Genomic DNA, 13,802 nt, shown 5'->3' on the forward strand with positions numbered 1-13,802 from the left:
CCATGTGAACCGCATTGCTGCTTTAGTTTGGGTTATTTGTTGTTTAAGTCATATCGACTGAGACACTAAGCCGCATCTAATTAACAAACTTTTGATTAACCCAAATCAGACTCTTTTTCGATAATGAGCTTTCTGTGCGGGAACGGGATCTCAATGTTGGCGTCATCTAGCGCCTTTTTGATTTGCTCAGGTACAGAGTAAAGAATGTCGAAGTAATGCTCTCCATGACAAAACGGACGAACCAGGAAGTCTACTGAGCTGTCGTTTAGCGTTTCGACTTCAACAAATGGCGCCGGGTCTTTTAGAATGTGCGGATGCGCAGCTAGTACGCTATCAATTACCTTGCGCACTTCTGCGGTATTTTCTTTGTATGCCACACCAAAATGCATATCGACACCACGAATATCATGGAACGAGTGGTTAACAATCTGAGCGCCCCAGATTTGGCTGTTAGGGATGATAATGTGTTGGTTATCGAAGGTTTTAAGTATGGTAGTGAATAAATCAATCTGTTGCACATTACCAAAACGGTCTGCCGCGCTAATGAAGTCGCCAACCTTATATGGGCGAAACATTAACAGCATTACGCCAGCGGCTAGGTTTGATAGCGTGCCTTGTAGCGCTAAACCTACCGCTAGACCTGCCGCACCGAGCAAGGCAACAATTGATGCGGTTTGCACGCCAAAGCGGTTTAGCACCGCAATGGCCACAAATGCCAGAATAATATACTTGGCAACACTGCCTAAAAAGCGAAATAAAGTATCATCAAGTCGTTCATACTTTTCGCCAATACGGAAAATGATGCTGCTGGCTTTATTTGCCAGGTATAAACCTACAACTAAAATGATTGCGGCGAGTAGCACATTGGTAGCGCCCTCAATCACCATAGGTAAGTACTGATTAATATCGATACTGTCTACATAGTCTTGCATGTGTTGCCTCCTGCAATAAGCCAATCGCTAATAAATTGGTATTAGTTTTAGCAAGTTAACATTGCTATTAAGTTAAACTGCACACAGCTTAGCACATGTCAGCAATAGCTGAACAAAGCAGCTTACTTAACAGTTTGATTTTATGGTGCGTTAACATTTGGGTCAGAGTAAACTTGCGGGTATGAACAGTGTTATTTCTATTGGCTTTCCGGCGTTAATCCATCGCATTGGTCGGGAGCAAGCACAAACCCTCAAACTAATCGCAGTCAATTTTAGCTGTGAGTTAAAACGCGTGCGCCGCTCTCGAAACTGGCAGTTGCAAGGCGAAGCGCATCAAGTGCAGGCAGTGCTTGAACACGTTCAAACTTTAGGTGACAGCTACAGTTATTTTACCACTCGACTTGCTAAGGCTATGGTGCCACATGCTGACAAGTTGGAGACAATCGAGGTTAAGTTAGTTAGATTGATTAACGCATCGCCCAATTTAACTCTGGCTGAACTGATTGCCATGACACAATGCACAGAGGCCCAAGCTCGCACTGCACGTTTTAATGCAGATTTTGATTAGTTAGCTACCAAAAAATACTGATTTAACACTGTCGTTTTCAGAGCATCTTGCAGTTTTTTTGAATCAAGACCTGTTTTAGGCTCCTTTTAGGCTTATCTGTCAGAGTTACCCTCAACTAGCCAGCGTTCATAGCTTGCCCTTTGAACAACATATGCGGTTTAACTCGTATCCCTTATCTAATTCTGTTTTCTTCAATGATTAGTGCTCGCTAAACATCTAAATGGATGCGATGCAGCGGAAACTGTAATTACATTGTATGTGTCGTGGTTTCAAACGGAGCTGGAGAATAAATAAGTTATTACTAATTTTGCTGGATTATTGGCCGTTTGAGTGGCAAGTTAAACCATAGCTTTAAGTTTTTACTCTATTTACAACATAAAAGCGGCCATGTACCTCTAGCTAGGTATGTGAAATCGTGCGTTTTGGTATTAACTTAAAAACAGTTGCTTGTATTTAGTCAGGTAAACAGCAATCAGTTTGATTAGCATTTCTGGCGGTGCAAGTTGGGGACAAGTGAAGGTTGAGGAGTACTTTACTGATGAGAACACAGTTAGAGGAAATAACAATAATATGGACTACCGCCTCCCTTTGCAGCAGATGCAGCATAATGTTGCCAATCACCCAGATCAAACCTGGCTACACCAGCCAGTAGATCGTCAATGGTATACCTACACCTGGAAGCAGGCTGACACTCAGGCGCGTAAAATTGCCCAGGGGTTATTGAGCCATGGCTTAGTTAAAGGTGACAAGGTTGCCATTATCGCTAAGAATTCTGCCGAGTGGTTTATTACCGACATGGCGATGATGATGGCTGGGTTAATTAGTGTGCCTATTTATCCAACCGCCAATGCCGACAACATTAAACATGTATTGAGCCATAGTGGTGCTAAGGCGATATTCGTTGGCAAGCTCGACAGTCAAGATGCGCTAGCGAGCGTGTTACCTGATGACATGCTAAGCATTGCTTTTCCATATCCGACCTTAAGTTGCAAAGCCAATTGGAATGACTGGTTGGCTCAATACGAGCCAATTTCAGAGCTACATGAAGCGCAAGCCGACGATATGTTTTCGCTTATTTATACCTCTGGCAGCACGGGTCTTGCCAAGGGTGTGATAGTGACTCATAAGAACGTAGCGTCATCGGCATGTAGCGCGGCTGAGTTGATGGCTGGGGAAGACAAAACACGCCTAATGTCTTACCTGCCATTGGCACATATTACCGAGCGCTGCGTGGTTGCTTTGCCATCGTTATATAAAGCCTGCGATATCTACTTTACCGAGTCCTTAGAGTACTTTATCGAAGATGTACGTTATGCCAAACCAACAAGTTTTATTTCGGTGCCGCGCTTATGGACTAAGTTCCAGTCACAAATTCTTGCAAAGGTGCCGAATAAAAAGCTGCAGTTTTTATTGAAACTGCCAGTAATGGGCAAGTTCGTCGCTAAGAAGATCCGTTCTCAGCTTGGGCTTGATGAAGCTAAATTATTTGGCTCAGGCAGTGCACCGATTTCGCCGGATGTACTGCGCTGGTATCACGCTTTAGGCATTAGCATTGGCGAAGGTTGGGGGATGACAGAAACTTCAGGTTTGTCTTGTGCCAATATGCCGTTTGATTATGACCATATCGGCACAATTGGCACTGCGCAGCCATGTGTGGAAATGAAACTCTCTGATGAAGGCGAAGTGCTTATTCGTGGTGACGCTGTTTTCAAAGAGTATTACAACAACCCAGAAGCTACCGCAGCAGCGTTTGAAGATGGCTGGTTTAAAACCGGTGATAAAGGTGAGATAACCGCTGATGGTAGTTGGAAGATCATTGGCCGTGTAAAGGAGCAATTTAAAACCAGTAAGGGTAAGTATGTTGCGCCGGTGCCGATTGAATCTAGCCTTGGCCGTAACCCTGATATTGAGCAGGTTTGTGTGATGGGGTGGGTCGTAGCCAGCCTATTGCGCTGGTGGTATTAGGTGAGGGAGCGGAGGCGACGATAGAGCGTGAAGCGTTGTCACAGCAGCTTAATGATACGCTTGCGTCAGTGAATAATGAGCTTGAGCCTCATCAAAAGCTTGATCATTTAATCGTGGTTGATGAGCCATGGAGCATTGAGAATGGGCTATTAACGCCAACTCTTAAGCTTAAACGTGAACAGCTTGAAGCGAGATTTAGTCATTACTTAACAGCCAATTTAGATGAGCAGTTAGTGTGGGAGAAAGCGTCTTAAGCAAGTCGTGCTAGAGCTAGACAGGTCGCGCTTTAGATAGCAAAAAATGCCGTGGATTTAGCTGTGAAATGCGCCGCGGCATTTTTTTGTTTTCAGCCCTAAACCACCTACTTCAGTAGGTGGTTATCATCGAGTAGGCTTTGCCTGTATTTCTGTTTACATGACATGTTAGGTTGAGCCTGCTATGTAATGATATTTAAAGCACGCAGCAAGCACATCCCCCCATTTGTTTTACTAGAAGGCTCAACGAAAATATCCATGTTTTCAAAGGCTTTAAATATCATCACTTATAGATGCTATTGAGAATACAAAACCACTGAAGCCCCCTTTTTAGGGGGCAACACAAAGCCACCTTCTTTAGAAGGTGGTCAGGTTAACTAGCGGCGTTTTTGCGGTGGCTCAGGAAGCTCATCTTCACTAAGCTTTCCGTTGCCATCTAAGTCTAGCTGTTCAAACTCTTCTAACAGTTTACCCTTTAGCTCATCTTGGGATAGCACGCCGTCGCCGTTGGTATCCATTTCTTCAAAGCTAGGTGGTTTTTGACCACGCTCTCTCGCTTCAATTGAGCTAATCGAAAGGGTAAATAGAGCTAGCAGTAGGCTGGTCATCACAAGTGTTCGTGTCATGGCTTATTCCTCTTGGGCAAGGGTATTTAAAGGGATAGCGGAAAGTTACAACGAAATTGTGCAGAGAGTATGGAGGCAATGAGTAGATAGCTAGTATTGGCGATAAAACCACTAGTTCGCGAGCTGCTTCAACTGACGTGTTTGTTAACTTCTTACTCTTGATATCTCCTTTTAAAAGCCCATTCGCTTCCAATTGAAAACAGCCATTTATAATCAAAGTTTGAATTTTAAGACGAGTGTCTGTAAACTCGATTTTAGTTTTAAGACGAGCGGTCATAAACTGGCTGTGAGTGAAATTAATCAGCTATTGAATTAAGCGGTGTTATGGCAAGACCACGTAAAAACGATCATTTAAAAGATGAGCTACTTGCAGCAGGCATGGAGCAATTATTGGCTCATGGTTACCACGGTACTGGGATTAAGCAAATCCTTGATTTAGTTGGCGTGCCAAAAGGATCTTTCTATAACTTCTTCGCAAGTAAAGAAGAGTTTGTGGCGCAAATCGTTATCCATTATGGCGCATTAGCCGCACAAGAGTATCGGGAGCTATCTGCAAACCATAGCCAACAGAGTGAGCTAGTTAAGTTGACGTTGACCTTTTACGACAAGGTACAAAAGCGCGTAGTCGATAACAACAATTGCGGCTGCCTCGTTGCGGCCATGGCGTCTGAAATTGCGCAATCGAGTGAACTTTGCCGCCAGGCGCTAATGCAGGTTGAGCAGCAATGGTTAGAGTCGCTTGCTGAGCAATTTATGCGTGCACAACAGCAAGGCGATGTCCGGGATGATATTGATGCTGATGCGCTTGCAAGACAGTTTTTTAACAGTTGGCAGGGCAGTTTGCTTGAGTATCAAATTAGTCAGGAGTGGCATTTAATATTCGACAGATTAGCCGTGCTGCTCACTCTTATTACCACACCTAAAGGGCTTGAACAGCTTGAGTCTTTGTCTTGGTTTAACCACAAATCTAACTAGGTTTAGTTAAGTGAAGTTTAGTTAAGTTTGTTTAAGTAAAGGAATATCCCATGAGTCAGTCATTATCTGCCGAGCAACTACAGCTAGATGCAAATGAATCGCCAAAGCTATTGGCATCACCGCTAGCTATAACTAACAGCGCATTGGTTAAAAATCGTATTTTTAAATCTGCTATGAGTGAGCAGTTAGGTGATAAAAACTTCTTGCCTAAACCGCAACTTGCTCATCTTTATAAGGTGTGGGCGCAAGGTGGCACAGGTTTGTTGATTACTGGCAACGTGATGATTGACCGCAGTGCTTTAGGTGAGCCAAACAACGTGGTGCTAGATAAAGATTCCGAAATCGAGCCATTTAAAAAGTGGGCGCAAGCTGGAACTGAGAACAACACTCAACTTTGGATGCAGTTAAATCATCCAGGCAAGCAGTCGCCAAAGTACTTAAGTCCTGAGCCTGTTGCGCCGTCGGTGGTGCCTTTGGCTAAAGCTCTACAATCTGGGTTCAACACGCCAAAAGCACTAAGTGATGAAGAGATTGTTGCCATTATCGAGCGTTTTGCGGTTGCGGCGGCGCGAGCGAAAGAAGCCGGCTTTACTGGCGTGCAGATCCACGGCGCTCATGGTTATCTGGTAAGTCAGTTTTTATCGCCACATCACAATCGCCGTGAAGATAAATGGGGCGGCAGTCTGGAAAATCGCATGCGCTTTGTGCGCGAAGTTTATAAAGCCATTCGCAGTAAAGTGGGTGAGTCATTCCCAATTGGCATCAAATTAAACTCGGCTGATTTTCAAAAAGGCGGCTTTAGTGAAGAAGACTCAATGCAGGTGATGAAAGCGCTGCAAGATGATGGCATAAATTTAATTGAAGTGTCTGGCGGAAATTACGAAAACCCAAGCATGATGGGCGCGCGGGTAAAAAACTCGACGGCCGCACGTGAAGCATACTTTCTAGATTATGCGGAAAAAGCCCGAAAGCTGTTATCGATCCCTTTGGTCGTAACAGGTGGCTTTCGCTCCGCGCGGGCAATGGAAAGTGCGTTAACCACGCAGGCGACTGACATGGTGGGGATAGCAAGGCCGTTGTCAGTAGACCCAGACTTATCCAATAAACTGATCGCTGATATCAATCATAAAATTAGCTTGAAGCCGCTTAGCACTGGCGTTAAGGCGCTGGACTTTATGGCGATGCTCAATATTACTTGGTATGAGCAGCAGCTAAGTCTAATCGGTCATGGTAAGTCGCCTAAGCCAAACATGAGTGCCTGGATTTCGGTCCTGCGCACGTTCGCCAGTATGGGCACAACCGCATTTAAAAAGCGTCGTGCTTAAATAACCTCAACTCGGGATAATAAATCGGTTTCTAACGGCTATTTTTGCTTATTGCTGCGTTGAAGCTACTTGCAATAGGCTAGCTATTGACGCGTAGCTTCGCCTTGAACTAAACAAAACTACCTCGTTAGAAACTTCATACGAGGTATAACTCTGCAATAGAGAATCATTGGCACTTCCTTATCCCAAGTTCAGGTTAAATAAATTTCCAGCAAGTATGTAGCAAACACCTCAAACTGGGTCATAGTAAAACTTACTCTGACCCAATTTTTACACCCTGTCTTTAGATTCAAAATCTGTACTTTTAACATCACATTAGAAACTGTTGATGTACGTCAATAGCTAGCTACTTATCAGGTGGTAGGGTGGAGTTAACCTTCATCTAAAGCTGAGCTAAGCAATGTCTGATGCGAATTTGATTAAGCTATTAAAAGTCGTCATTTGTTGTGGCTTATGCTTGATTATGCTCGGAATTTATCTGCATAACTGGAATCATACCATTGAGGCGATGGGTGTTAAGGGGATTATCATCAGCGCCATGTGTGTGGCTATCGGTATGGCAATGTCGCTGCCAACTAAAATGTATCTGACATTTATTCTAGTAAAGCGTGAAGCGGAAAATAACCTACAAGATAAATGACTCTTTCTGCTTACATTGCCCACAATACCTATTGGAATGTAACCAAACTACATTTTTAACATGCGATAATTCAATAGTTTAGCTGTTTACTCTGACCCAATTTTATTTATTGGCTAGTTAACTGGCTATCGCTGTTGTTATTAGTGTTGGTTAGCTTGTGATTTGTAAGAAAGCCACATTTTTCTCTGTATATATCTCAATGACTTACAGGTTTACTCTGACCCAATTTGTTGGTTTTAGTGGTGGTTTGGGTGGCTGTTGGGGATTCTTTTGTAATTAACCCAAGACTAATGGCTGAAAAACACCGATAATTCACCCTAATTTGATTCTATCGGCTGCTTGGTTTGTGAGTGGTTGTGTCTATTTGGGTGTAAGTAATGGAAATTAAAGTAAACTTTCTTGATAACTTAAGGCTTGAGGCTAAGTTTGACGATTTTACGGTAACGGCTGATCAGCCTATTCGCTACAAGGGTGATGGCTCTGCGCCTAGTCCGTTTGATTATTTCCTTGCTTCATCGGCATTGTGCGCGGCTTATTTTATTAAGGTGTATTGTAAGGCGCGTGATATTTCTACCGATAATATTCGCCTGTCGCAGAACAACATTGTTGACCCGGAAGACCGCTATAACCAAATCTTTCAAATCCAAGTAGAGCTGCCAGAAGACATTTCTGAAAAAGACCGTCAAGGCATTTTGCGCTCGGTTGAGCGTTGCACCGTTAAAAAGGTGGTGCAAACAGGCCCAGAGTTTAAGATTGAAACTGTTGAAAGCTTGGATGCTGACGCTAACGCCATGCTTATGGGACAAGCTGATGGCGACAGCAGTACTTATATTCTCGGTAAAGACCTACCGCTTGAGAAAACCATCGAGAACATGACTGGCATGCTTGCCGATTTGGGCATGAAGATTGAAGTATCTTCATGGCGCAATATTGTGCCAAACGTTTGGTCGCTGCATATTCGCGACTCAGCGTCGCCGCTGTGTTTTACCAATGGTAAAGGTGCAAGTAAAGAAAGTGCGCTGTGCTCTGCTCTAGGTGAGTTTATCGAGCGTTTAAATAACAACTTCTTCTATAACGATTGGTATCTGGGAACTGAAATTGCCAATAGTGAGTTTGTACACTATCCAAACGAGAAGTGGTTTGAGCTTGAGCAAGATGATGCTTTGCCTCAAGGTCTGCTAGATGAATACACGTTAGAAATTTATAACCCTGATGATGAGCTTTGTGGCTCGCACTTAATTGACACCAACTCGGGCAATGTTGAGCGCGGTATTTGTGCTATTCCTTATACTCGCCACAGCGACGGCGAGACGGTTTACTTCCCGCAAAATTTGATTGAAAACCTGTTTCTCAGTAACGGCATGAGTGCTGGTAATAATATTAAAGAAGCGCAAGTGCAGTGCTTGTCAGAGATTTTTGAGCGTGCGGTTAAGCGCCAAATCATTGAGCAAGAAATTGTGCTGCCAGATGTGCCTGCTGAGGTGCTAGCCAAGTATCCCGCTATTGTTGCAGGTATTGAAGGGCTTGAAGCGCAGGGATTCCCGATTGTGGTTAAAGACGCCTCTCTTGGCGGGCAGTTTCCTGTGATGTGTGTGACCTTGATGAACCCGAAAACAGGCGGAGTATTCGCTTCATTTGGTGCTCACCCAAGCTTTGAAGTTGCGCTTGAGCGCAGCTTAACCGAGCTGCTGCAAGGTCGCAGTTTTGAGGGATTAAATGATGTGCCTAAGCCAACATTTAATAGTCTGGAAGTGAGCGAGCCTGAGAACTTTGTTGAGCACTTTATTGATTCAACTGGCACCATTTCGTGGCGCTTCTTTAGCGCTAAGCACGACTATGAATTTGTTGAATGGGATTTCTCTGGCACCACAGATGAAGAAGCTGAGTGCTTATTTGCGATAATGGCTGAGATTGGCAAAGAGGTGTACAGCGCCGAGTTTACTCAGTTAGGTGCCAGTGCGGTGCGTATGCTAGTGCCTGATTACTCGGAAGTTTATGGCGTGGATGATCTTATTTGGGATAACACCAATAAGGCGTTGAATTATCGTGAAGATATTTTGAATCTGCACCGTTTGTCAGATGATGAACTTGCTGAATTGGTAGAGCGTTTAGAAGACTCACAGCTTGATAACTACACAGATATTAAAACTCTAATCGGCATCGTATTTGATGAAAATACCGTTTGGGGGCAGCTGACCATCATTGAACTTAAAATCTTGATTTACCTTGCGTTGGGTGCATTAGAAGAAGCGCAAGAGTTAGTTGGTGACTTCTTGCAGTTTAACGACAACACGGTTGAGCGTGGTCTATTTTATCAAGCGATGAATGTGGTGCTTGAGGTTGCCATTGACGATGAGTTGGAGATTGAAGATTACCTTACTAGCTTTACCCGCATGTTTGGTGAGCAAGTAATTGACGCTGTTATTGGCTCGGTTAACGGTGATGTACGTTTCCATGGGTTAACTGAAACCAGCATGGAGCTAGAAGGTATTGAGCCGCACTTACGCTTAATTGAAAGCTACAAGAAACTACACCAGGCTCGTAAGAGCTAAGGGACATCTCTAAAGCTTCACGTTAAGGGTTAACGATATGTGTTAACTCACTTTGAACAACCAAAAGCGGACGCGATTAGCGTCCGTTTTTGGTTGAAGCATAGGTTAACCGCATATTTAGCTCTTACACGTTAGACAAACATAACCCCAGTATTAATAGATGTTTGAGCGATATTTGAGCGAATCAAAACGAGAGTTTGAAATAGCCTTTATTTGTCTGTAACAATTTGTTAACTTCTTTTCTGCGCTTGATAACAATAACAATAAAGGTGTCGCATGATTAAGAAGACCTTAAAGTGGTTTGGACTAGGTACTGTTGGATTAACGGCTGTTGCAGCAAGTTTTGCTGCCCACGAGTGGTATGCCGAAAAGCCAGTATTTTTTAGGGCCTTCTTAGATCGCGAACTGGTTAAAATGGCTATTGAAAGTCCTGAAACCCTCACCTCATTGGGCGTACTGGAGTCTGTTGGTATTAACGGTCACAACGCTCATCTTGATGATGTTGACCCGCAAAAAGATGAAGAGCTGTTCGTAAAAGCCGCTAAGTTCAAGCGAACCTTGGTGCAATATGACGATAGTAGCCTAAACACCAATGAGCAATTCTCCAAGCAAATCGCCTTATATCTGCTTGATACTCTCGCAGCTTATGAGCCATATAAACACCATAATTACCCAGCTAATCAAATGTTTGGCGTGCAAAGCGGCTTCCCGAGTTTTATGCAGGCGCAACATGCGATTACCTCAGTGACCGACGCGAATAACTATCTGTCGCGTCTAGCTGAAGTTGAGCGCAAATTTGGTCAATATGTTCATGGCCTACAAATTAGAGAAAACAAAGGCATTATCCCGCCAAGGTTTGTTATCGACCGGGTACTAGATGAAATGATTGCCTTTGTTGATACCCCAGCGGATGAAAATATTCTTTATACCTCGTTTAAAGAAAAGCTCGACAAACTAAGCGAGATTGACCGCACTGAGTATCAAACGCTACTGGCAAAGGCGCAAATTGCGATTAATGAGTCGGTTTATCCTGCCTATGACTTGTTTATTACTTATTTCAGTGGTCTAAGAAACAAAGCAGGCGATGATCACGGCTACTGGCATTTACCCGATGGTGACAAAGCCTATGATGTGGCACTGCGATTTTTCACCACTACCGACTACAGCGCTGAACAAATTCACCAATTGGGTTTGCAGGAAGTGGCGCGTATTCATCAAGAAATGCTTAGTTTATTTGAACAAGAAGGTGTCGATACCAGTAACGGTTATTTGGCTGCAATGAAGGAATATTCTGCGCGCCCTGAGTTTTATTACAGCGACAGCGACGAAGGACGTGAGCAAATCCTTAAGGATTATCAAAAAATCTTAGATGAAATAGACCAGGGCTTAGCCGCAAGCTTTAACATTCGCCCTAAGGCTGGAATGGAAGTGGTTCGCATACCTGAGTTTAAAGAGAAAACCTCACCTGGTGCATATTATCAAGGCCCGTCAATGGATGGCTCTCGCCCTGGGCGCTTTTTCGCTAACCTTTACGATATAAAGGCTACGCCAAAATACAGTATGCGCACATTGGCTTACCATGAGGGCATACCTGGCCATCATTTTCAGGTCGCTATTGCGATGGAGCTGGAAGGCATGCCGTTTTTACGCCGCTTTGCACCATTTACGGCTTATACCGAAGGTTGGGCCTTGTATGCTGAGCGTCTTGCTTATGAGCAAGGGTTTGTCAAAACACCAGCGGATAATATAGGTCGCTTAGCTGATGAGCTTTTACGTGCAGTGCGCTTGGTGGTGGACACTGGTATACATGCTAAGCGTTGGACTCGTGAACAAGCCATTGACTATATGGCGAGTAACACAGGGCGGGTGCATAGTGACGTAGTTTCTGAAATTGAGCGTTATATTGTAATGCCGGGGCAGGCGACCTCATATAAAGTTGGCATGATCAAAATTTTGGAGTTACGAGAAAAAGCTAAGCAGGCTTTAGGTGACAAGTTTGATATTCGTGATTTTCATGACGCGGTGCTAAAAAATGGTCCTATGCCATTGGATATTCTAGAGCAGGTGATTGATGGCTATATTGATGATGCGCGCAATTACCGCCTAGCTTCTCAAGCAGAGGCTGTCACGCTCTAAATTTTTTACTGCGTACACTACAAGCGCCCTATGCCAGTGAGCTAGGGCGTTTTCGTATGCGCTTTACTCAAAACCTAATTCATAGAGCAAATCCTGAGTGCAAATGCGAGATCTGCGAGTTTGATCATCCTACATGGATATTTAAAATGTTGAATATATGAAAAATCAGATATAACATTGTTCGTATGTAAGTTAGTTCTATGATGAGAGAGTGAACGATGGGAATTTTTGAGCGCTATTTGTCTTTATGGGTTGGGCTAAGTATTGCCCTTGGCGTCGCACTTGGCTTGTGGCAACCACAGGTATTTGAGGTTATTGCTACGCTTGAGGTTGCCAGTGTTAATCTGGTGGTTGCTGTTTTCATATGGGTGATGATTTACCCAATGATGGTACAGATAGATTTTGCCGCAGTGAAAGATGTGCGCAAAAATCCACAAGGTTTAATCCTTACCTTAGTGATTAATTGGTTAATCAAACCTTTCACCATGGCGGCGTTAGGCTGGTTGTTCTTCAAGGTGCTGTTTATTGACTTTGTCGACCCAGAGTCTGCACAAGAGTACATAGCAGGCATGATTTTGCTTGGGGTAGCACCTTGTACTGCTATGGTATTTGTGTGGTCCCAGCTCACTAAGGGCGACCCTAACTATACCTTGGTACAAGTGTCGGTGAACGACGTGATTATGGTTTTTGCATTTGCGCCAATCACAGCCTTGTTACTGGGGGTGAGTGATATTCAAGTCCCTTGGGAGACCCTGCTAGTTTCGGTCGTTTTATACGTGCTTTTACCACTCATTGCTGGCGTGATTACCCGCAAAAAGCTTAATGCTAAAGGTTCGCAAGGGCTGGATGTGCTGCTGTCGACATTAAAGCCTTGGTCTATGGTAGGTTTACTTGCCACTGTGGTGCTGCTATTTGGTTTTCAAGCCAATACCATTGTGAGTCAGCCACAAACCATCGCCTTAATTGCAGTGCCGCTAGTGCTACAAACTTATGGTATTTTTATCATCGCTTATCTGGCTGCAAAGTGGATGAAGCTGCCTCATAATATTGCTGCGCCATCGAGCTTGATTGGCACATCTAACTTCTTTGAGCTTGCTGTTGCGGTTGCCATTTCGTTATTTGGTCTACATTCAGGTGCAGCACTCGCAACGGTAGTCGGTGTATTAGTTGAGGTGCCGGTGATGTTATCACTTGTGGCAATAGTGAATCGCAGCAAAAATTGGTTTAATCAGGCATAGCATTTATCAAAAGGGGTTAGCATTTGGTTAGCCCTTTAAATGGATTTAGGAGTCAACATGATCACTCACCCTTACGATGCACTCAAGTTAGACAATGGCGCGCAGCTTATTTTTACCCCGTGCCCTGGCACCAAAGGCAGTAGTATTGATGATTCGGTGGCAACACTTAAGCAAGCTGGCGCTGATGTGCTGTTAACCCTGATGTTTGATAAAGAGATGGCTGAAAACAATGCCAGCGATCTGGCCGCTGTTTGTTACGCCAACGAAATGAACTGGCTGCAACTACCTATAGCTGATGATGCCGCGCCTGGACAGGAGTTCGAAACCGCCTGGGAGCAACATAAAGATGCGATCGTGTCTGTGCTGAATAAGCAAGGGAGTGTTGCCGTGCATTGCAAAGGTGGCTCAGGGCGTACTGGTCTAGTTATTGGTATCATTTTACGGGCATTAGGCTTACCACGCGATGAGGTGGTTAAGCAGGTTCAAGCACTGCGCCCCAAAGCGTTAAAACACCCAGTGCAATTAGCGTACTTTTTGAAGTACTAGTTGAAGTTTTAGTTGAAGTATTGGCTGCAGAATTGTCATAAAGCC

Annotated in this window: 12 protein-coding genes; 10 read left to right on the top strand and 2 right to left on the bottom strand. The window is 44.1% G+C overall.

The genetic code is table 11. From position 1 onward, the window contains the following. Positions 1 to 95: 95 nt before the first annotated feature. A complete protein-coding gene (locus EXU30_RS14805) occupies positions 96 to 932 on the bottom strand; it encodes a mechanosensitive ion channel family protein (RefSeq protein ID WP_130601301.1) in 837 nt (278 codons plus the stop codon). A gap of 157 nt (positions 933 to 1,089) precedes the next feature. Here EXU30_RS14805 and EXU30_RS14810 point away from each other — a divergent pair, with 157 nt between their 5' ends. The 3 genes from EXU30_RS14810 (at position 1,090) to EXU30_RS20670 (ending at position 3,719) form a co-directional block, all read left to right on the top strand. Next, positions 1,090 to 1,500, top strand: coding sequence for a ribosome recycling factor family protein (locus EXU30_RS14810; protein WP_341274631.1), 411 nt, complete (start codon positions 1,090 to 1,092; stop codon positions 1,498 to 1,500). A gap of 477 nt (positions 1,501 to 1,977) precedes the next feature. Further along, on the top strand, positions 1,978 to 3,465 hold the full coding sequence (locus EXU30_RS14815; protein ID WP_242620227.1) for an AMP-binding protein: 1,488 nt from the start codon (positions 1,978 to 1,980) through the stop codon (positions 3,463 to 3,465). Then, positions 3,429 to 3,719, top strand: a complete 291-nt coding sequence (locus tag EXU30_RS20670; protein ID WP_242620228.1) for a hypothetical protein — start codon at positions 3,429 to 3,431, stop codon at positions 3,717 to 3,719. The genes EXU30_RS14815 and EXU30_RS20670 overlap by 37 nt, the downstream gene beginning before the upstream one ends. Positions 3,720 to 4,096: 377 nt before the next feature. On the opposite strand, the gene EXU30_RS20675 is transcribed toward EXU30_RS20670, so the two are convergent. Next, positions 4,097 to 4,345, bottom strand: coding sequence for an EF-hand domain-containing protein (locus tag EXU30_RS20675; protein ID WP_130601303.1), 249 nt, complete (start codon positions 4,343 to 4,345; stop codon positions 4,097 to 4,099). Between the two features lie 324 nt (positions 4,346 to 4,669). On the opposite strand from EXU30_RS20675, the gene EXU30_RS14825 reads away from it, so the two are divergent. From EXU30_RS14825 to EXU30_RS14855, 7 genes are all read left to right on the top strand, one after another. After that, positions 4,670 to 5,320 (top strand): TetR/AcrR family transcriptional regulator, encoded by a 651-nt coding sequence (locus EXU30_RS14825; RefSeq protein WP_130601305.1) that lies wholly within the window; start codon positions 4,670 to 4,672, stop codon positions 5,318 to 5,320. Between the two features lie 50 nt (positions 5,321 to 5,370). Further along, entirely contained in the window at positions 5,371 to 6,645 is a 1,275-nt protein-coding gene (locus EXU30_RS14830) for an NADH:flavin oxidoreductase/NADH oxidase family protein (RefSeq protein ID WP_130601307.1), read from the top strand. Positions 6,646 to 7,045: 400 nt separating this feature from the next. Next, positions 7,046 to 7,285: a hypothetical protein gene (locus EXU30_RS14835; protein ID WP_130601309.1), complete on the top strand. Its 240-nt coding sequence runs from the start codon at positions 7,046 to 7,048 to the stop codon at positions 7,283 to 7,285. 377 nt (positions 7,286 to 7,662) lie between these two features. Next, complete coding sequence (locus EXU30_RS14840; protein ID WP_130601311.1) at positions 7,663 to 9,837, top strand: OsmC domain/YcaO domain-containing protein; 2,175 nt, start codon at positions 7,663 to 7,665, stop codon at positions 9,835 to 9,837. A 276-nt stretch (positions 9,838 to 10,113) separates the two neighbouring features. Beyond that, positions 10,114 to 11,973 (top strand): DUF885 domain-containing protein, encoded by a 1,860-nt coding sequence (locus tag EXU30_RS14845; RefSeq protein WP_207234075.1) that lies wholly within the window; start codon positions 10,114 to 10,116, stop codon positions 11,971 to 11,973. 218 nt (positions 11,974 to 12,191) lie between these two features. Beyond that, positions 12,192 to 13,211 carry an ACR3 family arsenite efflux transporter gene (gene arsB / locus EXU30_RS14850; protein WP_130601313.1) on the top strand — a complete coding sequence of 340 codons (1,020 nt, stop codon included), beginning with the start codon at positions 12,192 to 12,194 and terminating at the stop codon, positions 13,209 to 13,211. A gap of 57 nt (positions 13,212 to 13,268) precedes the next feature. Continuing rightward, complete coding sequence (locus EXU30_RS14855; RefSeq protein ID WP_207234076.1) at positions 13,269 to 13,757, top strand: phosphatase domain-containing putative toxin; 489 nt, start codon at positions 13,269 to 13,271, stop codon at positions 13,755 to 13,757. The last annotated feature ends 45 nt before the right edge of the window (positions 13,758 to 13,802 follow it).

The sequence above is a fragment of the Shewanella maritima genome (assembly GCF_004295345.1).
GTDB classification, from domain to species: domain Bacteria; phylum Pseudomonadota; class Gammaproteobacteria; order Enterobacterales; family Shewanellaceae; genus Shewanella; species Shewanella maritima.